The 23,913-nt window shown below is 69.4% G+C and carries 31 protein-coding genes and 1 tRNA gene; 16 read left to right on the top strand and 16 right to left on the bottom strand.

Going from position 1 to position 23,913, the window contains the following annotated elements:
• Positions 1-46 precede the first annotated feature (46 nt).
• Positions 47-865, top strand: coding sequence for a dienelactone hydrolase family protein (locus SMD20_RS26310; RefSeq protein WP_329585843.1), 819 nt, complete (start codon positions 47-49; stop codon positions 863-865).
• Here the strand turns inward: SMD20_RS26310 and SMD20_RS26305 are convergent.
• The 5 genes from SMD20_RS26305 to SMD20_RS26285 form a co-directional block, all read right to left on the bottom strand.
• Entirely contained in the window at positions 850-1,215 is a 366-nt protein-coding gene (locus SMD20_RS26305) for a DUF2516 family protein (RefSeq protein ID WP_020544674.1), read from the bottom strand. The genes SMD20_RS26310 and SMD20_RS26305 overlap by 16 nt on opposite strands.
• A gap of 132 nt (positions 1,216-1,347) precedes the next feature.
• Positions 1,348-1,779, bottom strand: a complete 432-nt coding sequence (locus tag SMD20_RS26300) for a hypothetical protein (protein ID WP_329585836.1) — start codon at positions 1,777-1,779, stop codon at positions 1,348-1,350.
• A 3-nt stretch (positions 1,780-1,782) separates the two neighbouring features.
• Positions 1,783-2,274, bottom strand: coding sequence for a helix-turn-helix domain-containing protein (locus tag SMD20_RS26295; protein WP_329585832.1), 492 nt, complete (start codon positions 2,272-2,274; stop codon positions 1,783-1,785).
• A 60-nt stretch (positions 2,275-2,334) separates the two neighbouring features.
• The gene (locus SMD20_RS26290) at positions 2,335-3,240 is read right to left on the bottom strand and encodes a M56 family metallopeptidase (protein ID WP_329585830.1); all 906 of its coding nucleotides are present in this window, start codon (positions 3,238-3,240) and stop codon (positions 2,335-2,337) included.
• A complete protein-coding gene (locus tag SMD20_RS26285) occupies positions 3,237-3,593 on the bottom strand; it encodes a BlaI/MecI/CopY family transcriptional regulator (RefSeq protein WP_329585827.1) in 357 nt (118 codons plus the stop codon). Before SMD20_RS26285 ends, SMD20_RS26290 begins: the two co-directional genes overlap by 4 nt.
• Before the next feature lie 89 nt (positions 3,594-3,682).
• Between SMD20_RS26285 and SMD20_RS26280 the strand changes: the two genes are divergently transcribed.
• A complete protein-coding gene (locus SMD20_RS26280) occupies positions 3,683-4,189 on the top strand; it encodes an O-acetyl-ADP-ribose deacetylase (RefSeq protein ID WP_329585825.1) in 507 nt (168 codons plus the stop codon).
• Here the strand turns inward: SMD20_RS26280 and SMD20_RS26275 are convergent.
• Positions 4,186-4,986, bottom strand: coding sequence for a class I SAM-dependent methyltransferase (locus SMD20_RS26275; protein WP_329585822.1), 801 nt, complete (start codon positions 4,984-4,986; stop codon positions 4,186-4,188). The two genes, SMD20_RS26280 and SMD20_RS26275, sit on opposite strands and share 4 nt — an antisense overlap.
• Before the next feature lie 24 nt (positions 4,987-5,010).
• Positions 5,011-5,751 carry an SDR family oxidoreductase gene (locus SMD20_RS26270; protein ID WP_329585820.1) on the bottom strand — a complete coding sequence of 247 codons (741 nt, stop codon included), beginning with the start codon at positions 5,749-5,751 and terminating at the stop codon, positions 5,011-5,013.
• 111 nt (positions 5,752-5,862) lie between these two features.
• On the opposite strand from SMD20_RS26270, the gene mshA reads away from it, so the two are divergent.
• The 3 genes from mshA to SMD20_RS26255 are packed head-to-tail and all read left to right on the top strand — an operon-like array spanning position 5,863 to position 8,423.
• On the top strand, positions 5,863-7,140 hold the full coding sequence (gene mshA / locus SMD20_RS26265; RefSeq protein WP_329585817.1) for a D-inositol-3-phosphate glycosyltransferase: 1,278 nt from the start codon (positions 5,863-5,865) through the stop codon (positions 7,138-7,140).
• An 11-nt stretch (positions 7,141-7,151) separates the two neighbouring features.
• Positions 7,152-7,643 (top strand): YbjN domain-containing protein, encoded by a 492-nt coding sequence (locus tag SMD20_RS26260; RefSeq protein ID WP_329585815.1) that lies wholly within the window; start codon positions 7,152-7,154, stop codon positions 7,641-7,643.
• 36 nt (positions 7,644-7,679) lie between these two features.
• Positions 7,680-8,423, top strand: coding sequence for a phosphoglyceromutase (locus tag SMD20_RS26255; RefSeq protein ID WP_329585812.1), 744 nt, complete (start codon positions 7,680-7,682; stop codon positions 8,421-8,423).
• 3 nt (positions 8,424-8,426) lie between these two features.
• Here SMD20_RS26255 and SMD20_RS26250 read toward each other — a convergent pair whose 3' ends face one another.
• Both SMD20_RS26250 and phoU read right to left on the bottom strand, forming a co-directional pair.
• A complete protein-coding gene (locus SMD20_RS26250; protein WP_329585810.1) occupies positions 8,427-8,660 on the bottom strand; it encodes a hypothetical protein in 234 nt (77 codons plus the stop codon).
• A 55-nt stretch (positions 8,661-8,715) separates the two neighbouring features.
• Positions 8,716-9,360 (bottom strand): phosphate signaling complex protein PhoU, encoded by a 645-nt coding sequence (gene phoU, locus SMD20_RS26245; RefSeq protein WP_329585807.1) that lies wholly within the window; start codon positions 9,358-9,360, stop codon positions 8,716-8,718.
• A gap of 133 nt (positions 9,361-9,493) precedes the next feature.
• Here phoU and SMD20_RS26240 point away from each other — a divergent pair, with 133 nt between their 5' ends.
• Together SMD20_RS26240 and SMD20_RS26235 are read left to right on the top strand one after the other, a co-directional pair.
• The gene (locus SMD20_RS26240) at positions 9,494-10,669 is read left to right on the top strand and encodes a sensor histidine kinase (protein ID WP_329592674.1); all 1,176 of its coding nucleotides are present in this window, start codon (positions 9,494-9,496) and stop codon (positions 10,667-10,669) included.
• A 45-nt stretch (positions 10,670-10,714) separates the two neighbouring features.
• Positions 10,715-11,407: a response regulator transcription factor gene (locus tag SMD20_RS26235; protein ID WP_242377497.1), complete on the top strand. Its 693-nt coding sequence runs from the start codon at positions 10,715-10,717 to the stop codon at positions 11,405-11,407.
• A 67-nt stretch (positions 11,408-11,474) separates the two neighbouring features.
• Here SMD20_RS26235 and SMD20_RS26230 read toward each other — a convergent pair whose 3' ends face one another.
• Complete coding sequence (locus tag SMD20_RS26230) at positions 11,475-12,056, bottom strand: copper chaperone PCu(A)C (protein ID WP_329585801.1); 582 nt, start codon at positions 12,054-12,056, stop codon at positions 11,475-11,477.
• A 274-nt stretch (positions 12,057-12,330) separates the two neighbouring features.
• Here SMD20_RS26230 and SMD20_RS26225 point away from each other — a divergent pair, with 274 nt between their 5' ends.
• The 4 genes from SMD20_RS26225 to SMD20_RS26210 all read left to right on the top strand — a co-directional run bounded on the left by SMD20_RS26225 (position 12,331) and on the right by SMD20_RS26210 (position 14,153).
• Positions 12,331-12,813 (top strand): CarD family transcriptional regulator, encoded by a 483-nt coding sequence (locus SMD20_RS26225; protein ID WP_020544658.1) that lies wholly within the window; start codon positions 12,331-12,333, stop codon positions 12,811-12,813.
• A gap of 17 nt (positions 12,814-12,830) precedes the next feature.
• Positions 12,831-13,304 (top strand): 2-C-methyl-D-erythritol 2,4-cyclodiphosphate synthase, encoded by a 474-nt coding sequence (gene ispF / locus SMD20_RS26220; protein ID WP_329585798.1) that lies wholly within the window; start codon positions 12,831-12,833, stop codon positions 13,302-13,304.
• A gap of 187 nt (positions 13,305-13,491) precedes the next feature.
• Entirely contained in the window at positions 13,492-13,788 is a 297-nt protein-coding gene (locus SMD20_RS26215; RefSeq protein ID WP_329585795.1) for a GlsB/YeaQ/YmgE family stress response membrane protein, read from the top strand.
• 95 nt (positions 13,789-13,883) lie between these two features.
• Positions 13,884-14,153: a GlsB/YeaQ/YmgE family stress response membrane protein gene (locus SMD20_RS26210; RefSeq protein ID WP_091080742.1), complete on the top strand. Its 270-nt coding sequence runs from the start codon at positions 13,884-13,886 to the stop codon at positions 14,151-14,153.
• A 126-nt stretch (positions 14,154-14,279) separates the two neighbouring features.
• On the opposite strand, the gene SMD20_RS26205 is transcribed toward SMD20_RS26210, so the two are convergent.
• Positions 14,280-15,689, bottom strand: a complete 1,410-nt coding sequence (locus SMD20_RS26205; protein WP_329585792.1) for a DUF2637 domain-containing protein — start codon at positions 15,687-15,689, stop codon at positions 14,280-14,282.
• Positions 15,690-15,741: 52 nt separating this feature from the next.
• Between SMD20_RS26205 and SMD20_RS26200 the strand changes: the two genes are divergently transcribed.
• The 4 genes from SMD20_RS26200 to SMD20_RS26185 all read left to right on the top strand — a co-directional run bounded on the left by SMD20_RS26200 (position 15,742) and on the right by SMD20_RS26185 (position 18,694).
• Positions 15,742-16,128 (top strand): PPOX class F420-dependent oxidoreductase, encoded by a 387-nt coding sequence (locus SMD20_RS26200; protein ID WP_329585790.1) that lies wholly within the window; start codon positions 15,742-15,744, stop codon positions 16,126-16,128.
• 43 nt (positions 16,129-16,171) lie between these two features.
• A complete protein-coding gene (gene cysS, locus SMD20_RS26195; RefSeq protein WP_329585788.1) occupies positions 16,172-17,563 on the top strand; it encodes a cysteine--tRNA ligase in 1,392 nt (463 codons plus the stop codon).
• Positions 17,564-17,623: 60 nt separating this feature from the next.
• Positions 17,624-18,601: a 23S rRNA (guanosine(2251)-2'-O)-methyltransferase RlmB gene (gene rlmB / locus SMD20_RS26190; protein WP_329585785.1), complete on the top strand. Its 978-nt coding sequence runs from the start codon at positions 17,624-17,626 to the stop codon at positions 18,599-18,601.
• A 20-nt stretch (positions 18,602-18,621) separates the two neighbouring features.
• Positions 18,622-18,694: transfer RNA gene (locus SMD20_RS26185), tRNA-Thr, on the top strand.
• Between the two features lie 314 nt (positions 18,695-19,008).
• Here the strand turns inward: SMD20_RS26185 and SMD20_RS26180 are convergent.
• From SMD20_RS26180 to SMD20_RS26170, 3 genes are all read right to left on the bottom strand, one after another.
• The gene (locus SMD20_RS26180) at positions 19,009-19,278 is read right to left on the bottom strand and encodes a tyrosine-type recombinase/integrase (protein WP_329585782.1); all 270 of its coding nucleotides are present in this window, start codon (positions 19,276-19,278) and stop codon (positions 19,009-19,011) included.
• Positions 19,279-19,737: 459 nt separating this feature from the next.
• Complete coding sequence (locus SMD20_RS26175) at positions 19,738-20,961, bottom strand: cupin domain-containing protein (protein ID WP_329585781.1); 1,224 nt, start codon at positions 20,959-20,961, stop codon at positions 19,738-19,740.
• A 22-nt stretch (positions 20,962-20,983) separates the two neighbouring features.
• Positions 20,984-21,307: a hypothetical protein gene (locus SMD20_RS26170; RefSeq protein ID WP_329585778.1), complete on the bottom strand. Its 324-nt coding sequence runs from the start codon at positions 21,305-21,307 to the stop codon at positions 20,984-20,986.
• 166 nt (positions 21,308-21,473) lie between these two features.
• Between SMD20_RS26170 and SMD20_RS26165 the strand changes: the two genes are divergently transcribed.
• A complete protein-coding gene (locus tag SMD20_RS26165) occupies positions 21,474-21,869 on the top strand; it encodes a hypothetical protein (RefSeq protein ID WP_329585775.1) in 396 nt (131 codons plus the stop codon).
• 35 nt (positions 21,870-21,904) lie between these two features.
• Here SMD20_RS26165 and SMD20_RS26160 read toward each other — a convergent pair whose 3' ends face one another.
• Positions 21,905-22,519 (bottom strand): DUF6461 domain-containing protein, encoded by a 615-nt coding sequence (locus tag SMD20_RS26160; RefSeq protein WP_329585772.1) that lies wholly within the window; start codon positions 22,517-22,519, stop codon positions 21,905-21,907.
• Between the two features lie 245 nt (positions 22,520-22,764).
• Positions 22,765-23,178 (bottom strand): DUF4279 domain-containing protein, encoded by a 414-nt coding sequence (locus SMD20_RS26155; RefSeq protein ID WP_329585769.1) that lies wholly within the window; start codon positions 23,176-23,178, stop codon positions 22,765-22,767.
• Positions 23,179-23,913 lie beyond the last annotated feature (735 nt).

Here is a 23,913-nt window from a genome sequence, read left to right as displayed (position 1 = left end):
ATCCGGCCGATCGCCCCGGCCTGCCCGATCAGTACAGGCTGCTTCCATGAGCCTTGACGATCCCATCACCGATTTCCGCCGCCGCAGCGTGGACGTGGAGGGGGTGGTGAAGACGGTGTACGTCGCGGGCTCCGGGCCCGCGGTGGTGCTGATGCCGGAGATGCCGGGCATCAGCCCTGACGTCCTCCGCCTGGCACGGTGGATACGCGACGCCGGCTTCACCGTCCACGTTCCGTCGCTCTTCGGCAGGGACGGCGCCTATCCCACGGTGGAGGACGGCGAGAAGGTCGTGCGCCGCGCGTGCGTGAGCGCCGAGTTCCGGGCGTTCGCCGGAGGCGGCACCAGCCCGGTCACGGCCTGGCTGCGCGGGCTCGCGCGGCAGGCCCACGCCGAGTGCGGAGGTCCGGGCGTCGGCGCGATCGGGCTGTGCTTCACCGGCAACTTCGCCCTCACCATGGCGCTGGAGCCGGCCGTCATCGCGCCGGTGGTCAACCACCCGTCACTGCCGCTGGACGACCCCGCCGGGCTGGAGCTCAGCGAGGCCGACGCGCTCGCGGTGCGCGAGCGCGTGCGGCGCGACGGGCTGAAGGTGCTCGGCTACCGCTTCGAGGGCGACCGCTGGTGCACCGGCCGGCGCTTCGCCGCCTATCAGGCGCTCCTGGGAGACGCCTTCGACGGCCGGGTCCTACCTGGCGGCGTCGCCGGCGAGGACCCGCCGCCGTTCTTCAGGGACGTCGTGGGCACCCCGCACAGCGTGGTCACCGCCCATCTCGTGGACGAAGAAGGACATCCCACGCTCGCCGCCCGGGACGAGATCCTCGCCTTCCTGGCGGGCGCGCTCGGGGTGGGTCACCAGGGCCCGTAGGGGCCGTTGTTGCCGCCCCGGCCCATGCCCTTCACGGCGGGCTTGACGTCCACGATGTAGACGGCCGCGGCGATGACGGCCAGGATCGAGAAGATCCCGAGCCCGATGCCCATGAACTGGCTGCTGCCGAGGAAGAGGAAGGTGATGAGGTATTCGTAGGCGTTCGCGGCGGAGAACAGCGTGGCGAGCACCAGGATGAGCAGCCACAGCGGCTTCTGGAGCTTGCCCGCCGCGAGGAACGCGTTGGCCGGCACCCGCAGCGCGTGCACGAGCGCGTAGACCGACATGCCGAAGATGACGGCGGCGAGCACCAGGAAGAGGAGGTTGAAGACTCCGTTGATCAGACTCATGTGTCGGCTCCGCCCAACGCCCTTGATGAAAAACCGTTCCCCAGCCTAATAGCCGGGACCGACAGCCGGGCACCCCAGAAGAGAATGGCCCGCCTCCGCGGAACGGAGACGGGCCATCGCGACCGGCGCGGATCAGGCCTTGGCGGCCTTGGCGGCGGCGCGGGGGCGGCCGGCCGGCTTCTTCGTCTCGACGGGCTTGGCGACGGGCGGCTCGGCGGCCTCCGACACCTCCTCCAGCTCAAGGGCGGCCGTGCCGCTGGCCTGGCTGACGACCTTGCGGCCGCGCGTGGCGAGGTCCTCGTAGACCTCGGTGGCGCGGTTGGTCAGCTGGTCGGCGTACTCGCGGGCCTTGTCGGGGAACTCGCGGGCGACGGCCTCGACCTTGTCGGCGTAGGCGCGGGTGCGCTCGGGCAGTTCGCGGGTGAGCTCGGAGCGCCGCGACTGGAGCTTCTGGAGCTGCTCGGGCAGCTCGCGCAGCTTCTCCACGGCGTAGTCGCCGACACCGGCGACGACGTAGAACGGCTTGGAATCGGTGAGCTTCTTGACCTCGGTCGCGAGCGTCATGGGTTAACCTTCCTTGGTTTCCTGGGTGACGTTGCCGTTGCGTGAGGTCGCCGCGTAGGGCTCAAGCGCGGCGAGAAACTCCTCGGGCAGCGGCTCGTCGTCCTGCTCGGATCCGGAGTGGGGGCGAGCGTTCTGGGAGGTCTGCTCGCCCTCCTCCGGATTCTCCTTGCGGAACGACTCGTAGATGTCGATCAGCACCTGGCGTTGCCGCTCGGTGAGACGCGGATCGGCCCGGATCGCCGTGATCACGTCGCTCGGCGGTTCCCGGTCCTCGATCAGGCCGGCTTGCACGTAGAGCGCCTGTGAGGAGATCCGCAGACCCTTGGCGATCTGGTTGAGTATCTCCGCGCTCGGCTTGCGCAGCCCCCGTTCGATCTGGCTGAGGTAGGGGTTGGAGACCCCGGCAGCCGCCGCGAGCTGGCGCAGGGAGATCTTCGCCTGCTGCCGCTGCTCGCGGATGTATTCACCGATCGAACCGACCTTGGGTAGTGCCATACCCATAGTCTGCCTCCCGCTGCTTGCAATTGCAAACGCGGAAGTTAACACCAGCAAGCATCAGAGCTGGTAGACCCACAGGGTGGGTGCGGCGGTGAGCAATGTCACAGCGAGCGTGAGATAACCGTAACGGACCGTCGTCGCGAGCTCGGGACCGGGCTTGACCAGGCGGTTCACCCGGGCCATGACGTTGTGGGCGTGCACGCCGAGCATGCCGTGGGGCGTCGGCATGGCTCCCGCCGAGCCGAACCTGAGCAGCGCCGTGGCCAGCCGGCGCGGCGAGCAGTAGCGCCGGGCCCGGTCGTCGGCGGCCATCTCGATGAGCAGCTCGACCTGCGCCTGCGCGTCGGCCACGACCTTCGACCACGGCAGCGCCCTGCGCAGCGCCGCGAAGGGCAGCAGCACCAGGTCGTGACGCTCGCGTACGTGCGCAGCCTCGTGCGCCAGCACGGCCGCGAGCTCGTCCTGCGACAGCAGCCTGCGCGCGCCCTCGCTGACCACGACCTGCGAGCGCAGCCCCGGCACGCAGTAGGCGGCCGCGCCCGGGTGGTCGAGCACCCGTACGCCGGGGATCGCCGGGTCGTCGTGGGCGATGAGCGCGAGCAGCGTGCGGTGCCGGTGGCGGGCACGCAGCGCCTGCACCCCGGCGGTGAGCAGCACCGCGACGAGCACGGCCAGCGCGGTGACGCCCGCGATCATGGCGAGCACGTGCAGCGCGTCCCACGGGGTGGCCGGAGTCTCCCCCCGCGCGAACGCGATGAGCCCCGGCAGCACGCCGAGGTCGTAGGGCTGGACCGCGTACGCCAGCATCGCGCCGGTCGTCGCGAGCCCCCAGGCCACGCCCAGGGACTGCCAGAGAAAGATGGCCAGCCGCGGCGCGCGCGAGGTCCAGCCGGCTCTGGTGAAACGCCAGGAGCCGACAGCGCACGCCGCAGCGAGCACCGCCAGCGCCGCTGCCGTGATCACTCTTCCTCCAGCTCCGTGAGGGCTCTGCGCAGGATGTCCGCCTCGGGGCCTGACACAGCCTGGGCGAAGCGGGTGAGGGCGGCCGATCGGTCGCCCGTCATGCCCAAGGCTTCCAGCATAAGCTCGGCGATGTAGGCGTCGCGGCTTTCGGCCGGCTGATATCTCCAGGCCCGGCCGTCGCGGGTGCGCTGCAGGAACCCTTTGCGGGTGAGGCGGTCGAGCACGGTCATCACCGTGGTCGGCGCGAGGTCACGGTCGGCGATGAGCCTGCCGACCTCGCGGGCGGTCAGTGCGCCGTCCTCCGCCCACAGGATGTCCATGATGCTGCGCTCAAGCTCGCCAAGACCCTTCACGTCTTTCAGGGTAGCTCTACAAAGCGTCGAGCTGGCATTCGGGTGCCGGATGTCACAGATCGCATTCTTGCCGGGGGGAAGAGGCGGACATGAAAGTCACGCTGGTCAAGGGCGACATCACCGCGCAGCCGGTGGACGCCGTCGTCAACGCCGCAAACTCCTCCCTGATGGGCGGCGGCGGCGTGGACGGCGCCATCCACCGGCGCGGCGGCCCCGACATCCTGCGGGCCTGCCGGGAGCTGCGCGCCGGCCGGTACGGGCGCGGCCTGCCGACCGGCCAGGCCGTGGCCACGACCGCGGGCCTGCTGCCCGCCCGCTGGGTGATCCACACCGTCGGGCCCGTCCACTCGGCCGCGGAGGACCGCTCGCACCTGCTGGCCTCCTGCTACCGCGAGTCGCTGCGGGTGGCCGACGAGCTGGAGGCCGCCACGGTGGCCTTCCCCGCCATCTCCACCGGCATCTACGGCTGGCCGATGGACGACGCCGCCCGCATCGCCGTGGCGGCCGTGCGGGCGGCGGAGACGTCGGTGACGGAGGTGAGGTTCGTGCTGTTCGACTCCGCGGCGTACGCGGTCTTCGAGGCGCGGCTCGGCTAGGGCGCGGAGCGAGGATCGACCGCGGCCCACGGCAGCGTCAGCTCGCCCAGCCGCCACCGCCGCCACCCGCCGAGCGGCGGCCGGTCGCACACCGGCCAGGAGTCCATGAGGAGGTGTACGGCGGCCAGCCAGCGCTGCCGCGCCCCATGTGCACCGTAGGGGGCGCTCACCGCCCAGGCGTGGTCGAAATCGCGCAGGAACGCATGGATCCGCTCACCTGGCACGTTCCGGTGGATGAGCGTCTTCGGCAGCCGGTCGGCGAGGTCGGAGGGCCGCTCGAAGGCGTCGAACCTGGCCGAGAACGTCAGCGTGCCCGGCCCTTCAGGCGACAGGCCCACCCACACCGCCCGCCGCCCGTTCTCCGAGCAGGTGCCCTCGACCAGCGCGCCGTCCGGGGCCAGCTTGCCGCACAGCACCTCCCAGTAGTGCCAGGCGTCCGCCTCGGGGTACTGGCGCAGCACGTTGAACGCCCGGACCAGCGTCGGCGGCCGGTCCACGGGCAGCTCGAAGCCGCCGAGCCGGAAGCTCAGGCCCTCCCGCTCGTACGGCTTCGCCAGCGCCACCCGCGCCGGGTCGATCTCGATGCCCACCACCTCGACCCGCGGCGCGACCCGGCGCAGCCGCGTGAACAGCTCCAGCGTCGTGGTGTGCGAGGCCCCGTAGCCCAGGTCGACCACCAGGGGCCGCTCGGCCGCCCGCAGCCGCCGCCCGTGCACCGCGACCATCCAGCGGTCGCTGCGGCGCAGCCGGTTGTGGCCGGTCGTGCCCCTGGTGACGGCCCCGACGGGCCTGCTCACGAGACCCTGCTCATCGGACCCTGCTCATCGGATGCGGTGCACCTTGTGCTGGGCCGCCTGGGCGCGCGGCCTGATGACCAGGCGGTCGATGTTGACGTGGGCCGGCCTGGTGACGCACCAGGCGATGGCGTCGGCGACGTCGTCGCTGCTCAGCGGGTCGGGGACGCCTTCGTAGACGCGGTCGGCGGCCTCCTGGTCGCCGCGGAACCTGGTGACCGCGAAGCCCTCGCTGCGCACCATGCCCGGCGCGATCTCCACCACGCGCACCGGCTGCCCGACCAGCTCCAGGCGCAGGGTCTCGGCCATCGAGGTCTGGGCGTGCTTGGCCGCGCAGTAGCCGCCGCCGCCCTCGTACGACACCAGGCCGGCGGTCGAGGTCAGCATCACCAGCACGCCGTCGCCGGAGTCGATCAGCTTGGGGGTCAGCGCCTGGGTCATGCGCAGGGAGCCGAGCACGTTGACGTCGTACATGCGCTGCCAGTCGGCGAGCCGCCCCTCGGTCACCGGCTCCAGGCCGAGCGCGCCGCCCGCGTTGTTGACCAGCACGTCGCAGCGCTCCAGCGAGGCCGCGAGCGCGGCCACCGACTCGTCGGAGGTCACGTCGAGCGTCACCGCCCGGATGCCGGGCACCTCGGCGGCCAGCTTGTCGAGCCGGTCGCGCCGGCGCGCGCCGGCCACCACGTCGTACCCCTCGGCGGCGAGCCGGCGCGCCGTCGCCTCGCCGATCCCGCTGCTCGCCCCGGTCACCACAGCCGTCTTCCGCATGCCCCACATCCTGCCAGCGCGGGGCCGCCGCGTCCGACGTGCCCCCGGTGTGGTCACATGTCGGGAATGTCGTAAAAATCTGGATGGTTAGCAGCAGGGAGGTGATGCCGAGTGAGGCGACGACGGGTCAGCCGGGTCGCGACCATCAGCATGCACACGTCGCCCCTGCACCAGCCCGGTACGGGCGACGCCGGCGGCATGAACGTGTACATCGTCGAGTCCGCCAAGCGGCTCGCCGAGCTCGGCGTGGAGGTGGAGATCTTCACCCGCGCCACCGCCCGCGACCTGCCCCCCGTGGCCGAGCTCGCCCCCGGCGTCCTCGTCCGGCACGTCACCGCCGGCCCGTACGAGGAGATGGACCGCGCCGACCTGCCCGCCCAGCTCTGCGCGTTCCTGTCCGAGGTGCTGCGCATCGAGGCCATGTACGACCCCGGCCGCTACGACGTCATCCACTCCCACTACTGGCTCTCCGGCCAGGTCGGCTGGCTGGCCAAGGAGCGCTGGGGCGTCCCCCTCGTCCACACCATGCACACCATGGCCAAGGTCAAGAACCTCCTGCTCGCCGCCGGCGACAAGCCCGAGCCGCAGGCCCGCGTGGTCGGCGAGGAGCAGGTCGTGCAGATCGCCGACCGCCTGGTCGCCAACACCGGCGACGAGGCCCGCGAGCTCATCGACCTGTACGGCGCCCCCGAGCAGCGCGTCGCCGTCGTCAACCCCGGCGTCAACCTCAACGTCTTCAGGCCCGCCTCGCAGGCCGCCGCCCGGCACCGCCTGGGCCTGCCGCTGGGCGCGCACGTGCTGCTGTTCGTCGGCCGCATCCAGCCGCTCAAGGCGCCGGACGTGCTGCTGCGGGCCGCGTCCCGGCTGCTCATCGAGGACCCGTCGCTGCGCGGGCGGCTCGTCGTGGCCTGCGTCGGCGGCCCGTCGGGCAACGGGCTCGCCCGCCCGTCGATCCTCGCCGAGCTGGCCGTCGAGCGGGGCATCCTCGACGTCGTCAGGCTCGTGCCCGCGGTGCCCCAGCAGGAGCTCGCCGACTGGTACCGGGCGGCCACGGTCACGGTCGTGCCGTCGTACAGCGAGTCGTTCGGCCTCGTCGCACTGGAGTCGCAGGCGTGCGGCACGCCGGTCGCCGCCGCGGCCGTCGGCGGCCTGCGCACCGCCGTCAGGGACGGCGTCTCCGGCCTGCTCCTCGACACCCACGACCCGGCCGAATGGGCGCGGGCGCTGAGCCGCTTCGTCACCGAGCCCGCCTGGCGCGACCGGCTCGCCGACGGCGCCCGCGCGCACGCCGCCGCCTTCGGCTGGCAGGCCACGGCGTCCCGGCTCGTCGAGGTCTACGCGGCCGCCATCGCCCACCTGCACAAGACGCCCGTGGCGATCAATCTGTAGCCTGCGTAACCATGCGAGAAGCCGTGCGAGAAGTCGTCGAAGCCGCGCTCAAAGCCTCGGAGGTCACCTACGACGAGCCGAGGCCGGGGGCGTTCCTCGTCAAGCTCCCCGGACAGCACAAGCTCGCCACCATGACCTGGCTCATCGTCGGCGAACGGGTGCTGCACGTCGAGGCGTTCTTCTGCCGCAGGCCGGACGAGAACCACGAGGAGTTCCAGCGCTGGCTCCTGGAGAAGAACGGCTCCATGTACGGCGTGCACTTCTCCCTCGACCCCGTCGGCGACGTCTACCTCGTGGGCCGCGTCCCGCTGGCCGCCGTGAACGCCGACGAGATCGACCGGCTGCTCGGCTGCGTGCTCACCTACGCGGACGACTGGTTCGACCGGGCACTTGAGCTGGGCTTCGCCTCCTCGATCCGGCGCGAGTGGGCCTGGCGGGCCAAGCGCGGCGAGTCGCTGGCGAACCTCCAGGCGTTCGCCCGCTTCGCCGACCCCGACCGCTGAAAGCCCGCGCGGACCGCCCACCCCTAGGATTGGGCCATGGCGACTTTGGTGCTGCTACGGCATGGCGAGAGTGACTGGAACGCGAAGGGCCTGTTCACCGGCTGGGTGGACGTGAGCCTGTCCGCCAAGGGCGAGGAAGAGGCCCGCCGGGGCGGCAAGCTCCTGGTGGAGGCCGGGCTGCGCCCGGACATCGTCCACACCAGCCTGCTCAGCCGGGCCATCCAGACGGCCCAGCTCGCGCTGGCCGAGGCCGACCTGGCCTGGCTGCCGGTCAAGCGGAGCTGGCGGCTCAACGAGCGCCACTACGGCGCTCTCCAGGGCAAGAACAAGGCGCAGACGCGCGAGGAGTTCGGCGACGAGCAGTTCATGCTCTGGCGCCGCTCCTACGACGTGCCGCCGCCCCCGATCGCCGACGACGACGAGTTCTCCCAGGCCGGCGACCGCCGCTACGCGCTGCTCCCGCCGGAGCTCATGCCCCGCACGGAGTGCCTGAAGGACGTCGTGGAGCGCATGCTGCCCTACTGGTACGACGAGATCGTCCCCGACCTCTCGGCCGGCCGCACGGTGCTGGTGGCCGCCCACGGCAACTCGCTGCGGGCCCTGGTCAAGCACCTCGACGGCGTCAGCGACGAGGCCATCGCGGGCCTCAACATCCCGACCGGCATCCCGCTGCGCTACGAGCTGGACGCCGACTTCCGCCCGCTCGTCAAGGGCGGCGAATACCTCGACCCCGAGGCCGCCAAGGCCGCCATCGAGGCCGTGGCCAACCAGGGCCGCTGAGGCTCACCCGCCCGTGGTCGGGCCGAACGGGAGACCCCGTTCGGCCTTGTCCACGCAGTCCGGGCAGACCGGCAGGTCCGCCGAGCGGGCCAGCGCCTCCGGCGTCGCCGGCCGCAGCGCGCCCGCGACGGTGATGCCGGGCGGCAGCCCGGTCGCCCGGTCCACCAGGAACGTCGTCACCTCCGCGGGGTCGAAGTCGAACTCCCGCTTGCACGCGTAGCAGCGCCCGCGCTCCATGAGGCCCGCCCCTTCCGACGCCTGACGGGTCCAAGCCTACGAGCCCCCTCGCTGCTCAGCTCGGGCGGCTGCCGGTGACGAGGTAGACGACGTCCTGCGCGACCCGTACGGCGTGGTCGGCGTAACGCTCGTAGTAGCGGCCGATGAGCGTGACGTCGATGGCCGCCTCCACCCCGTGCGGCCAGTCCTTGGTGAGCAGCATCCGGAACAGCCGGCGGTGCAGCCGGTCCATCGCGTCGTCGTCCTGCGGCAGCTCCATCGCCGACTCCACGTCGCGCGAGGCGACGCAGCTGCCGGCCTTGGTGACGAGGGCCTCGGCGATCTGGCCCATCTCCACGATCGTGGAGCGCATCTGCGCCGGGATCGCCGAGTCGGGGTGGCGCAGCCGGGCGACCTTGGCGACGTGGACCGCGAGGTCACCCATCCGCTCCAGGTCGGTGCCCATGCGCAGCGCGGTGATGACCAGCCGCAGGTCCACCGCCACCGGCTGCTGCCTGGCCATCAGGTCGAAGATGGTGGTCTCGATCTCGGCGAAGATCGCGTTGACCTCCTCGTCGCGCGAGATGACGCTCTCGGCGATCGCCAGGTCCGAGTCGAGGAGGGCGGTGGTGGCACGGGAGATGGCGGACCGGACCAGCCTGGTCATCTCGACCAGTTTGTCGGTCAGTCCTTCAAGTTCTTCATGGTAGGCGTCGCGCATGTCGTCACCGTACGAGGCGCATGATGAACGAACCTCGACCGCGAGATGAACTTTCCACGAAAGGGGCGTTCATCCCCTGATGAGAGGGCATATAGCCCGAAGCGGGCCACCTACCATCGAAGACATGAGTGAGATGGCCATGAGCTTCGCGGCCCTGGCCGGGTTCGTCGTGGGAGCCCTGGCGGTCCTGTTCTACCGCAACCAGATCGAGGCGCCGAGCCGCGCCGCCGCGGACGAGGGAGTGACGCCGGGGACGGCGCTGCCGCAGGGCGTCGCCTCGGTGCTCGCGGTGCTGCCCTCCTCCGCCGTGGTGCTCGACGCGCACGACCGGGTGCTGCGGGCCAGCTCGGCGGCGCGGGCGTTCGGGCTGGTCAGGGGGGATCGGCTGATGGCCGCCGAACTGCTCGCCCTGGCCCGCCAGGTACGCCGCGACGGCGAGATCCGCGAGAGCGAGATCGACGTCGCCGGGCACAAGTTCGGCCAGGAGACCACGAACTTCGCCGTCCGCGTCGCGCCGCTCGGCTCCTACGGCCAGGTGCTGGTGCTGGCGGAGGACCAGACCGAGCGGCGCCGCGTCGAGGCCGTGCGCCGCGACTTCGTCGCCAACGTCAGCCACGAGCTGAAGACCCCCGTCGGCGCGCTCAGCCTGCTGGCCGAGACCATCCAGGACGCCGCCGACGACCCCGAGGCCGTCACCCGCTTCGCCAACCGCATGCAGCACGAGGCGGCCCGGCTCAACTACCTCGTCCAGGACCTCATCACGCTGAGCAGGATCCAGGGCGCCGAGCCCATCCCCATCCCGGAGCAGGTCCCGATCGACGAGGCCGTCCAGGACGCCATCGACCACTGCAACACCAAGGCCGGGGCGAAGGACATCGCGATCGTCACCGGCGGCACCGAGGGCCTGCGCGTCTGGGGCGACGACGAGCTGCTCGTCACCGCCCTGCGCAACCTCATCGACAACGCCGTCGCCTACAGCCCCGAGCACACCCGGGTCGTCGTCAGCGTCAGACCGGCCGGTGACTCGGTCGAGATCAGCGTCAGCGACCAGGGCATCGGCATCCCGGAGGAGGCGCTGGAGCGCATCTTCGAGCGCTTCTTCCGGGTCGACGCGGCGAGGTCCCGAGCCACCGGCGGCACCGGTCTCGGCCTCGCCATCGTCAAGCACGTCGCCGTCGCGCACGCCGGCGAGGTGTCCGTCTGGAGCAAGGAAGGGTCCGGCTCCACCTTCACCCTCCGCCTGCCGGCCTTCGGCGGCACGGCGGTGGCAGTACCACCCGCAACCCCTCTGGAGGCAGCCCGTGACTGAGCGGAGCCCACGAACCATCGAACACAGCACCCTTGTGGAGGAGTCGTGACCCGGGTGCTCGTCGTCGAGGACGAGGAGTCCTTCTCCGACGCCCTGTCCTACATGCTGCGCAAGGAGGGGTTCGAGGTGTCGGTCGCGGCCACCGGGCCGGAGGCGCTCGACACGTTCGACCGCAACGGCGCCGACCTGGTGCTGCTCGACCTCATGCTGCCCGGCCTGCCCGGCACGGAGGTGTGCCGGTCGCTGCGGCAGCGCTCCAAGGTGCCGGTGATCATGCTGACCGCCAAGGACAGCGAGATCGACAAGGTCGTCGGCCTGGAACTCGGCGCCGACGACTACGTGACCAAGCCGTTCTCCTCGCGCGAGCTGGTCGCCCGCATCCGGGCGGTGCTGCGCCGCCAGGGCGACGTCGTGGAGGAGCTGGAGAGCGCCGTGCTGGCCGTCGGCCCGGTGCGCATGGACGTCGACCGGCACGTGGTGGCGGTGCGCGGCGAGCAGGTGCAGCTGCCGCTGAAGGAGTTCGAGCTGCTGGAGGTGCTGCTGCGCAACGCCGGGCGGGTGCTCACCCGCGGCCAGCTCATCGACCGCGTCTGGGGCGCCGACTACGTGGGCGACACCAAGACGCTCGACGTACACGTCAAGCGCCTGCGCGCGAAGATCGAGGCCGATCCGTCCAACCCGCGGTGCATCCTGACCGTGCGCGGCCTCGGCTACAAGTTCGACGTGGTGGACGACTGAAAAACCCCTTGTTCCGGTACGTGGTGCGTACCGGAACAAGGGGTTTTCGGCTGTCTTGGGGCTGCTGCTAGTGCGCCTCCTCCTCGGCGGGGGCCGAGGCGGAGGGAGTGGGCGTGGGGGCGGGGGTCGCGCCGGGGGCCGGGGGGTATTCGGCGAATTCGCGGCTGCGCGTCACCACAGGCACGTTGAGGGACACGGTGCCGGCGTTGGCGAACTGGAGGTCCAGCTTGATGGTCTCGCCGCCCCTGAGGCTCTTGGAGATGCTTTCGAGCATGAGCTGGGGGCTGGGCTTGCCGGTGTTGACGAGCTGGTTGCTCGGGATCTGGATCGGGCTCGCGATCTTGACCGAGCCCATGTTCCCGGCCGAGACCGCCTGAAGGGTGTCGGGGGTGGCCGTGGTGTTGAGGATGTTGAGATAGATCGGGGCGGAGCCGCGCCACGGGAGCTGGGCTCCGGAGTCGGGGCCGAGGATGAACGCCTGCGGGATGTTGATGCCACGCGAGCCGTAAGCGCCGTTCTCGATGAGAACCTGAGCCTCGTTAGGTGCGTATGGCTTGGCGGTGGTGGCGTCGAATCCCGCGCCGCAGCCGGCGAGCACGGGGGCAGCCAAGAACGCTGCGGCGGCGACAATCCAGCGACGGCTGGTCACGAGCGGGTACTCCTTGGGTCTTGCGCATGCGTGTCGGGGGCTCTCGCGCATGTATCAACGGCGCGTGAGTGCAGCGCCAACCATATCGATCCGAATCCATGGTCATATCCGCGCCCCCGCAGGTCATTCGCTATGTCCGGAAATGTCAGGCATAGAGTTGAGCGCATGTCAAGCCCCAATATGCGGCTTTGACCTGCAGTTATGAGGATTTCACTGTTCCGGGAGGCTGTGGATGCGTGGTACCCTGGAGTACAGCGGAAGGGGTACTTGTCACATGACTTTCCAGGTCGGCGACACTGTCGTCTACCCCCACCATGGGGCTGCTCGGATCGAAGCAATCACGACGCGATCCATCAAGGGTGAGGAAAAGACCTACCTGGTGCTCAAGGTCGACAAGGGCGACCTTACCGTCCAGGTGCCAGCCGAAAACGCAGAACTTGTCGGTGTGCGCGATGTCGTCGGCCAGGAAGGCCTTGAGCGGGTTTTCGATGTCCTTCGCATGCCGCACACGGAAGAGCCGACCAACTGGTCTCGTCGTTACAAGGCCAATCTGGAGAAGCTCGCATCCGGAGATGTGAACAAGGTCGCCGAAGTCGTTCGGGACCTGTGGCGGAGGGACCGCGAGCGCGGTCTGTCCGCGGGCGAGAAGCGCATGCTCGCCAAGGCGCGCCAGATCCTGGTCAGTGAGTTGGCGCTCGCCGAGAAGACCAATGAGGACAAGGCCGAGGCCCTTCTCGACGAGGTTCTCAACAGCTGAACACGAATCTTCCACGGGTGGGCGTCGGTGTCGACGTCCACCCGTTCGCTTCGAAGGACTCAGGGCGCGAGCTGAGCCTCGCCGGGCTGCGGTGGCCCGGGGAGCTCGGCCTTGAGGGCCACTCCGACGGCGACGCCGCCGCCCACGCCGCCTGCGACGCGCTGCTGTCCGCAGCCGGCCTCGGCGACCTGGGCCGGCTGTTCGGCACGTCCGACCCGCGCTGGGCGGGCGCCACGGGCATCGCCCTGCTGGAGGAGACCGCCCGCCAGGTGCGCGCCGCGGGCTACGAGATCGGCAACATCGCCGTCCAGGTGATCGGCAACCGGCCGAAGCTCGCGCCACGCCGCGTCGAGGCCGAGCTCGCGCTGACCAACGCCGCGGGCGCGCCCGTGAGCGTCTCCGCCACCACCACCGACGGGCTCGGGCTGACCGGCCGTGGTGAGGGCATCGCCGCCGTCGCGACCGCGCTGGTGGTGAACCTCTCCGGCTAGCCGGGCGTCTCTCATGTGGGATGCGTGAGGGTGTCCCGGCGGGTCGTCAGCCAGCCCGCCAGAAGCGGAGGCGGCGGTTCGTCACTGGCGCGGTACGGACCGCCGCCTTCCTCGTACATTGGGTTGTTTGTCCTGTTCAGGGGTACGTCTTCCCGAGACATGTGAACGTCTTCGGGGGGAGCTACACATGATCGGCGCGATTGTCTCCGCCGTGATCATCGGCGCCATCGTCGGTGCGCTCGGCCGCCTGCTGGTGCCGGGCAGGCAGAACATGTCCATCGGGCTGACCCTCGTCGTCGGCATCGTGGCGGCCTTGATCGGCACAGCGATCGCGGCAGCGATCGGCGTGGCCAACACGAGGGGCATCAACTGGATCGAGCACATCATCCAGGTCGTCCTGGCCGTCATCGGCGTGCTGCTCGTCACCCGGATGGGCATAGGGCGCGGTCGCGGAGGACGTTCCCGCGGCAGCACCACCACATGACCTGCGCAAATCAAAATCGGCGCATAATCGCCGGAGATCGGGTAGCGACATTCCCGTGAGCGTGAATGGGTCACCTCACGGGGAGGTTTCGAACCATGACAATCCAGTCCATCCTTGGCGCCATCGTGATTGGCGCCGTGATTGGCGCAATCGGTCGCCTGCTGCTTCCCGGTAGGCAGGCCATCGGGTGGATCCTCACCGTCGTCGTCGGCATCGTGGCCGCCCTCGTGGGCACGCTGCTCGCGCAGGTGCTGGGCGTGGAGACGACCCCCGGCATCGACTGGATCGAGCTGGTGATGCAGGTCGTGCTCGCCGTCGTGGGCGTCGGCCTGGTCGCCGGCCTCAAGCGCGGCCACCGCGTCTAGCGAACAGACAGCAGGCCGGCGGCACGGCACTGGCACGCTTACGCCGGAGATGCGCCGGACATACATCGGCCCGCCTCGCTTCGCGAGGCGGGCCTTCCTGCTGGCGTCCGTCTGTGGCTTGTGGGGTCATTCCTCCGGCTCTGGAGGGCGCGGAGTGCTCCGTAGACGGCCGGACGGGGCCGGGGTGTCCTCCCGGATCACCGGGTGAGGTGCGGTGTCCTCTAACTCGCCCTCAGGGGCGTCCGATGAGGACTGGGGCCGGGGCGGCTCGTCCCTGATGACGGGCTGGGGCTGGGTGTCGGCGTTCCTGGGGTCGGGGCGGGGGTGGACCAGGACGTCGGTCGGCTTGTAACGGTCACCCCAGCGGACCGGACGGGTGGGGGGCTCCTGCGGCCGGGGGGCGGGCTCTGCAGCAGTGTCCCCGGGAGCGTTCTGGGTGGGCTGTGCGTCGACGCCATGGCCGTGGTGGTCGTGATGATGGTCGTCGGCGGCAGTGTGGAGCTGCTGTGGCGGCTTCTGAGCGTGCTCAGACGGCCCCGTATCCGCCACCTCAGCCCGGACCTCCGGCTCCCGGACCTCCGGCTCCGGAGCTTCCGGCTCCCGGACCTCCGGCTGCTGCGGCTCCGGGTCCTGGAGCTCCGGTGACTGCTCCGAAGCCCGCTCCCGCCGCTCCTGGGCCTCCTGAGGCTCTTGGGACCGGTGGGGCTGCTCGGGCTGTGCCTGCTGCGGCTCTTGGGCGGCCTGCCATTCGGCGACCTGCGCCGATACCGGGACCTGCGCCGAGGCCGGGACCTGCGCCGAGGCCGGGACCTGCGTCGACACTGCACCGCTCGGTGACCCGGGCTCGTCCTCCCCCGTGACCGCCCCCTCCGCCGTGACCGCCCCCGCTTCGTAGGGCGAGACCGGGGGAGTCTCGGGGGCGGGGGTGGGGCCCACGACCGGCGTGGGCTCAAGCACCGCCGCGGCCGCCGCAGCCGGGGAGCCCGTCGCGCCCGTGGTCACCAGCGGCGGCGGACCCGCCTCGACCGCGCCCCGCCCCCGGTGGAACGGCACGATGTCCGTCTCCGCGGCACCGTCGTCCCCGGCACCCGAGACACGCCCACCGGTCACCCGCCCGCCCGACTGGACGTGCTTGATGAGCAGCAGCCACAGCCACAGGGCCACGGCGAGCATGACCCAAGGAGCCAGCGCCACCCCCACGGCCACCTGCCGGGCGTCGAAGGCGAAGCGTGTCGCGGTGGCCACGTTGACCGCCGCCGCGGCGACGATGAGCAGGACCAGCACGGTCGCCGCCTGCACGCGTACCAGCACGCGGGCCGAACGCAGCAGCAGCACGCACACCAGCGCGACCACGAGCAGCGCGTCGAAGGCGGCCGGGTAGAGGTAGGCGAGGTCGGTCCTGGCCTCGCCGACGACGGCGAGCGCGCGCAGGTCGTCGAACGAGAGCGCGCACGCGGCACCGGCGAGAGCGGCGACCGCGAGCCCCGCGAGGGCGATGCCCAGGCGGCGGAGCAAAGAGGGGGGAGTCACGTCCATGGCGGTTTCGAGCCTACAGAAGAATGTGATCCGAGACCGATCAAGGAGAGACATGGCCGAGTTGCCCGAGGAAGCGCGCAAACTCCTGGACGCGCCCAATTACGCCACCGTCACCAGCCTCAACGCCGACGGCGGCCCCCAGTCGACGGTGGTGTGGGTACGCGCCGACGGCGACGATGTGCTGTTCTCCACCGTGAAGGGCCGCGTGAAGCCGCGCAACTTCGAGCGCGATCCGCGGGCGAGCCTGCTGATCATCGATCCTGACGATCCGTACCGGTATCTGGAGGTCCGGGGCACGGTGACCATGACGCCCGACCCCGAGGGCGCCCTGATTCAGGAGCTCTCGCAGAAGTACCGGGGACAGCCGTGGCAGGACAAGCCGGGCACCGAGCGCCTTGTTGTCCGGATTCGGCCGGACAGGGTCGTGTTGCGGGGCTGATTTATCGGCCTGATGACGGCCGTGAGGCGTTAGCCTTGCCTTTGTGAGCCTGCACATCTACGACACCAGCACGCGCGCCATCCGTGAATTCGTTCCGGTCGAAGCCGGCCGGGCGTCGATTTACCTGTGTGGGGCCACCGTGCAGGCTCCGCCGCATATCGGGCACATCCGCTCGGGCGTGAACTTCGACGTGCTCCGGCGCTGGCTGACCCGTTCCGGCTATGACGTGACGTTCTGCCGCAATGTCACCGACATCGACGACAAGATCATCAGGGTGTCGGCCGAGGAGGGCGTGCCCTGGTTCGTGGTGGCCGAGCGCAACCAGCGGGCCTTCACGTGGGCGTACGACACGCTGGGATGCCTGCCGCCGACGGTCGAGCCGCGGGCGACGGGGCATGTGCCCGAGATGATCACCCTCATGCGGCGGCTGATCGACCGCGGGCACGCCTACGCCTCCGGCGGCGACGTCTACTTCGACGTCCGCTCCTGGGCCGACCACTACGGCTCCCTCTCCAACCAGAAGCTGGAGAACATGCGGGGCGCGGGCGACACCGACGACGAGAGCTGCAAGCGCGACCCGCGCGACTTCGCCCTGTGGAAGGGCGAGAAGCCGGGCGAGCCCACCTGGCCCACGCCGTGGGGCCCGGGGCGTCCCGGCTGGCACCTCGAATGCTCGGCGATGGCCACGAAATACCTCGGGCCGACGTTCGACATCCACGGGGGCGGCATCGACCTGATCTTCCCGCACCACGAGAACGAGATCGCCCAGTCCCAGGCGGCCGGCGACGCGTTCGCTCGCAACTGGATGCACAACGGGCTGGTCAAGATCGGCGCGGAGAAGATGAGCAAGTCGCTCGGCAACTCCCTGCTGATTCCCGAGATGGTGCAGAAGGTGCGCCCGGTCGAGCTCCGCTACTACCTGGCGGCGCCGCACTACCGCTCCTCCATCGAGTACTCGGAGGAGGCGCTGCGGGAGGCGGCGGCCGCTTACCAGCGCATCGAGGGCTTCGTCACCCGCGCCGCCGAGGTCATCCACGACGTGGACGCCGACGCGCCGCTGCCGCAGGCGTTCGTGGACGCACTCAACGACGACCTGGGCACGCCCCAGGCACTGGCGGTCGTCCACGAGGTGGTGCGGGAGGGCAACGTGGCGCTGTCGCGCGGCGACAAGGAGGCCGTGGCGCGGCTGCTCGCCGAGACCCAGAACATGCTCGACGTCCTCGGCCTCGACCCGCGTTCTCCGCAGTGGCGCGGCACCGGCTCTGACCTGTCGCCCGTCGTGGACGCGCTGGTGGCGGTGGCCCTGGAGCAGCGCAAGGCGGCCCGCGCCCGCAAGGACTACGCGGCGGCCGACGCGATCCGCGACCAGCTCACGGCCGCGGGCATCACGGTCGAGGACACGCCGCACGGCGCCCGCTGGGAGCTGTCCCGCTGACGGAGCCTCACTCCGCCCGAGTGGAGTGAGGCGCCCGGCGGCCCGAGTACCCTTGTTCCCATGGCAGCAGGCGGTAGGGCTTCGGGCAGGCCCGCGAAGAAGAAGGGCCCGAGCAAGGGCACCGGAGGCCAGGTACGCCGCGGTCTCCAGGGCAAGGGCGCGACCCCGCCTGCCGAGATGCGTCACTGGTACAAAGACAAGGCCCGCTCCGAGCGCGTCGCCCGCGAGGAGCGCGGCGGGGGCACGGGCGCCCGCCGCCCGTCCGCCGGAGCGGCCCGCCAGCGCCGCTCCGAAGACTCCCCGGAATACATCGGCGGCCGCAACCCCGTCCTTGAGGCCCTGCACGCCGGCGTGCCCTGCACCGCCCTGTACATCGCGCAGCGCATGGACAACGACGACCGCGTCCGCGACTCGATCAAGATCGCCGCGGAGCAGGGCATCGCGCTGCTCGAGGTTTCCCGCGACAAGCTCGACCGCCTGACCGAGGGCGCGGTCCACCAGGGCATCGCACTCCAGATCCCGGCGTACGACTACGCGCACCCGTCCGACCTCGTCGAACTCGCGCAGGACGCCGCCGAGACCCCGCTGATCGTCGCCCTCGACTCGGTCACGGACCCGCGCAACCTCGGGGCCATCGCCCGCTCCGCCACCGCGTTCGGCGCCCACGGCCTGCTCATCCCGTCCCGCCGCTCGGCCGGCGTCACGGCGGGAGCCTGGAAGACCTCGGCCGGCACCCTCGCCAGCCTGCGCGTCGCCCGCGCCTCCAACCTCACCGCCGCCCTCCGCGAATACCGCGACGCCGGCCTGTTCGTCATCGGCCTGGACGGCACCGGCGACACCGACATCGCCGACGTCGACCTCCTGACCGAACCGGCCGTCATCGTCGTCGGCTCCGAGGGCAAGGGCCTGTCCCGCCTGGTCCGCGAACAATGCGACGTCCTGGCCCGCATCCCGATGCAGGCCGCCGCCGAGTCCCTGAACGCGGGGGTGGCGGCCGGAGTGGCGCTGTACGAGGTCGCTCGTCAGCGACGCCTCTAGCGTCTACACTGGTAGGCCGCGCCGACGTAGCTCAATCGGCAGAGCATCTGTCTTGTAAACAGAAGGTCAGGGGTTCGATTCCCCTCGTCGGCTCTGCAACTCAAAGGCCCCTTCCGGGATTCGGGAGGGGCCTTTCTGATCGCTGTACAGCAGCGCTGTACAGCAACGGCCTCGCACCGATCCGACGCCTACTGCACGCGAAGCTTCTTACGCGCTGCACGGAGGTAGTTGCGAAGACCTGGACCGTCAGCAGCGTGTTGAACAGGGCTTCCTGCTCTGGATCGAGGTCGGATGGGGGCGGCTCCTCGTGGTACTTCGTCACTCCACGGTGCCAGGACAACCGGTGGCCTCAGTAGTGAACAAAGAAAATGCCGCGCTGAGAGCAGCGGGGCGGGTGGCAGATCGATCTAGGTCCCAGGTCGGCGGAGTGTATGCGCGAGACGATCCAGGGCCTTGCGGGTCTCGGGGCTCGGGATTTGGATGTAGAAATTCATGGTCACGCTGATCTGTGAGTGCCTGAGGACGCGCATCGCCACGCGCGGGTGGACGTCGAGTGCGGCCAGGAGCGAGGTGCAGGTGTGCCGGGTGTCGTGGACGCGGATACGCGGGGCATCGGCGTTCTTGCAGTGCGCTTCGAAGGCCCGGTTGAGGTTCCGCGGTTCGATGGCGTGCCGCATCTCGTGGTAAATGCCAGGTCTGACTCCTTCCACTTGTCGCCGGCCTTTTCGCGTGCCTCGTCTTGCGACTCGCGGCGCTGCCTCAGAGCCGAGATGCACAAGCCCAGGAGCGGGAGCGAGGCCGACGAGTCATCGGTCTTGGCTTCTCACGGGAGCTATCTCTGGTACTGAACGTGCTCGTGTCATGGCATGTCACATTCCCGTGGCAGGGCCCCTGTGCGGGGGGTTGACACGGTGGGGGGCGTCACAGGAACGCGGCGAATGCGGCGGGGTCGAAGTCGTCACCAGCCGGTACGTGGATGGTCATGGTGTGCCCGCCACCGCTCGGCCTCCAGCACCATCGCCTCGCCCCCGCCAAGGTGATCGACATCACTTGGCAGGCAGCGGACACCGGACACAGCCGCTCACCTCTGCACGTTTACCTGTACCTGACTCTGCACATGGCCCCGTACGCCGACATCAGGCTGGGACGAGGGGATCGGCGAACTCCAGCAGCTCTTCCCGGATCAGTCGTTTGATCAGCACCAGTTTTCCGCTGTCATCTATCTCGGCGGGAAGCTGCGCAGCGCAGACGGCAGCGCCACTGCACAGGATGCGCAGCGCCGCTTCGGTGAACGCGGGAAGGGTGAGCACTGTGTGCCCGAAGGACAGCATGATGCGATCCCCGGATCGGCTCAGGTCGACCTGGACCGACTGCTTCAGCCGGACCAGGCTCGCTGGCGTGACCTCCTCGTGGCACGTGAGCTGCGTCAGGAGCCCGCGTAGCGGCATGCCGCCCGGGCGGTCGATCCCGGCGACCTGGTGGTCGAGGGCGCGCAGGACGCGTTCGGTGTCGACTAGCCGCGCCGCCAGCATCGTCAGGGTCTCGGTGAGCCGGCTCTCGTCGAGAGCGGCGCGTCCCAGCTGCGGGGCCACTGATCGCCGGAAATCGGCGTCATTGCGCTCCAGGTCGTCCAGCAAGCGGTGCAGCAGCCAGGACCAGGGGTAGGGAGTGATTCCGAGGGTCAGGTGTACCGATGGGGCATCAGTTGCAATCCCCTGGTGGACGAAGCCGCGGGGAATGTACAGCAGCTCTGCCGAGCGCAGCAGGACCTCGCTGACGGGACCGGTCGGGGCAGCGCCGTGGTCGTGCATCGTGGGGGTCGGCAGTTGCACCGGCGGCGGCTGGATGTGCCAGTTTTTGGCGCCGACGAGCTGTAGGAGGATCACGTCGTGAGTGTCGAAGTGGGTGGGGAAGCCCTGGGCGTCGGCGGGAGTGAAGTAGGCGTTGGCGTGCACCCGCACCCCGAAGAACGCCGACAGCTCATCACACAGCCCGCCCACCGTAGGTAGGGCCTCGTTTACCCGGTTTAGGGTGATCGACGCGCCGTGGCGGTACAGCGTCAGCGCGCGTTCCACGTCGATCTGCACGAGCGGCTGCCCCGCGGCAGCCGGGCGCAGGTACTCGCCGGGTGCCAAGACGTGCCCTTCCCGGGTCAGGCACAGAGCATCAGAGCGGTGAGAGCCGGTGGCGTAGGTGACAGTGAGCAGCTCATCCAGATCCTCAAGCGACACCAGCGCGGGTAGCAGCTCGTGCAGGGCGGGATTGTCGGCGCGGCGGATGTGTAAGTAGTCCTGCTCCCAGATGCGGGAGAAGAACGTCTCCAGGTCGTGCGGATACAGAAGCTTCTTCAGGAGGCTCATGACCTGATGCTCGCTCACCTGCTCAGCCGAAAGGACTGAGGTCGCCGACATCGACGCCGTGCGTGCTGAGCGGGTTCCAGTCGGCGCCCGCCCCCCGGTCGCCGTGGTTGCCGAACGGGGGCAGCATCTCCTGATCACCCATGACCTTGTACATGGTCATCATCGCTTGATGCATTGTCCTGAGCGTGTCCACCGGGACGGGGACCTGTGCGGATTCTTCGGCCTCGCGGCTGCTGTCGACCAGTTCCTGAGCCTGGCGCAAGGCGCCGAAGAAGAAGTCGGTGTTGTCCCGGAAGTAGTTCTGGATTTCTTCTTTGGTGAGAGACCGCTGTTCCTCATCAGACATGTTTGCCCCTTGGCCGGACCTGGCTGGTTACCGTGGGTGTCCTAAGGAGCACGGTAACCGAGGCGGGGCATCGCGTCGATGCTTAATCGCGGTCGTTCGTCTGCTTATGTTCCGTGTCCCAGCCCGCATGGCGTGCACGCGATCGGTGCGCTCGCCCCACCAACGGGTGCACACGCCGGTCGGCCCGAGGGTGGAGCACACGGGCAGTCTCGAACGGCTCTGCGGGCAGCGGCTGCAGCAGCGGCTGCTCCAATGCGAAGTACTCAGCGACCGTCCATGCGCGGGCGCCGATCTTGCGCTGGTCATCCTCGACATCCCACTGCTCGATCAGGTGATTGAGCTCGCGGATGGTGGCGACATTCGGCACGGGGACGAGATGGTTGCGGCGGAACCGGCCGACCTCGCCTTCAACCCCGACCTTCTCATGCGCGCCTTCCTGACCTGGCCTGCAATAGAAGGTGTCCAGCCCGAAGTGGGATCGAAAGGCCAGCCAGCGTTCGTTTCGACCCGGGCCTGGTTCAACCCGAGGACCTTCTTCACCGCCGAGGTCAGGTTGTCGTAGCGGACCTTGCCGTGGGCGAGCATGCCTCCGGGTGCTCATCGGGGTCGAGGCGCCAGGCCGCACAGGTAAGTGGATTCCTCCAGCAACTGTGGCGTCAGCTTGACTCCCGTGAGGTGCTCGGCCAGGGCGAATACCGCCTTGTCGTGGATACCGCCATCGATGTCGTCGCCGAGGTCGAAGCCCACTCGTTGCATCATTCCTGAGAGTTCGTCCGGGGTGCTGCCGTGGCGGAGGGAGGGGAAAAGTGGGTCGAAGGAGAGGCGGATCTCCCCGTCCTCCACCCAGTGGAAGTAACCCACTGCGTTGACGTTACGGGAATGCGAAACGAGTCGCGTACCAGCCGACAACGGCACGATGGCCTTCTTGTTCACGCCGAGGTGCCCGTTCGCCTCGACGATGAGAAGCCAATCCCCAAGGCAGACGGCTCCGAAGAAATTGCCATCCCAGGTGCCGAGTGGGCCAGGACCGGAGTAGGAAGCAGCGATCAGCTCATCGAGCGTCTTACGAGGGGAAGCTTCGGCTTGGGCACCGAGTCGACTCATCAGTAATTCGGGGGTTATTTGGCGGACAAGGGTGAAGCAGTACGAGTCCGCCAGGTCGGGGAACCGATCGTCGTTGAACCAGAGGTAGTCGACAGCATTCGGGGCCATCTTGGCATCCTCTCAGCGATGGCCGACACAGAAGGCGCAGCTCATGAGCCCCGCCGTACGGACCGAACGCTCCGACCGGGGTTGCCCCGCCGCCGCTCAGATGCAGCCCTCACGTTCGCCACAGCGTAGCTGGCCGCTGTACGTGGCTGATCACCTTGTAGACGGTGGACGGCGATGAGTTCAGCGCTCAACTCCTGTATCCCGAGGCTCCGCCGGTTACCTTGCGAGCGTCTCCATTGCGGGCCCTAGGATAAGTCGTACTCGTCGATCCATAGATCGGCTCCAGCTCTGTGAAGAGAACTGAGGGCTTCTGCGTCAAGAAAGAGCCCTCGCGGGCTGGCGTGCTCTCCCGGTTCGAACGACCGAAGCATGACCAACGTGGCCGCTGCGCCATCGGCGGTCAGCTCTCCGATTCGATCCCAGGCGCCGGCCAACTGATTTATGACAGCTTCCACCTGCTCATTGAGTGAGGTGGTCTCCGCAAGGCCGGAGTCGAGCATCCATTCGTGTCGTGGCGGTAGCAGGCGCCCGCTCTTCCTGCCGCGTCGTGACTCCTTCGCCTCAGACCGAGTCGGCTCGACGCCCACGTATTGGGTGATCTGCCCGGGATCCAGTTCATCGGACTGGATCATGAAGTAGACCTGCTGCTCGACGATCACGTGGACAAGGTAGCGGTTCAAGGGTGGGCGAGCGTCTGCGCGACTGGCGACGACGGTGCCCATCGCCGGGCAGTCACTCGCGCACCCCATTGCCCAGCCGCTGCCGGACGGGGGCGTGCTCTTGGTGGGTGCGCGGTGCTGCTGGCGTGACGGGGCTGCCGAGTGCAACGCCGCCATCTACGATGCCGACGGGAAGCGCCAGCGAGAGGGTGTGCTGGGAGACGGAATTGAAGACGTGCAGACGACGCCTTCCGGCGAGATATGGGTGAGCTACTTCGACGAAGGGGTGTGCGGCAACCGCGGATGGGGAGAGGCGGACAGCCCTCTACCTATCGGTTCCCGCGGACTGATTCGCTTTCGGTCTGATCTGGACATCGCGTGGCGTTATCCGTATGACGGCGAGTTCGGCGGGATCGCCGACTGCTATGCGTTTGAATGTGGCGGGGGAGGATGCCTGGGCCCACTACTACATGGGCTTCCCCATCGTGCGAATCCGAGCTGCGGCGGTCGCCGGCTGGTCCACGGCGGTGCGCGGCGCTCATGCGCTTGTAGTCGCCGATGACCGAGTCGTTCTCGTCGGTGGCTATAAGGGTCGGCGTCGGTTGGTCGCTGGGAGCATTCGAGGAGGAGCCTTTTCGGTGGAGCGTCCCGCACAGCTGGTGATGCCCAACGGGCGAGCGGTGCCCAGGACGGCGACTGTGCTGGGTCGGGGCAGTGAGCTCCATGTCGTCGTGG

The sequence above is a fragment of the Nonomuraea sp. LP-02 genome (assembly GCF_036289125.1).
GTDB lineage: Bacteria > Actinomycetota > Actinomycetes > Streptosporangiales > Streptosporangiaceae > Nonomuraea > Nonomuraea bangladeshensis.
This window is presented reverse-complemented; position numbering and strand designations above follow the sequence as displayed.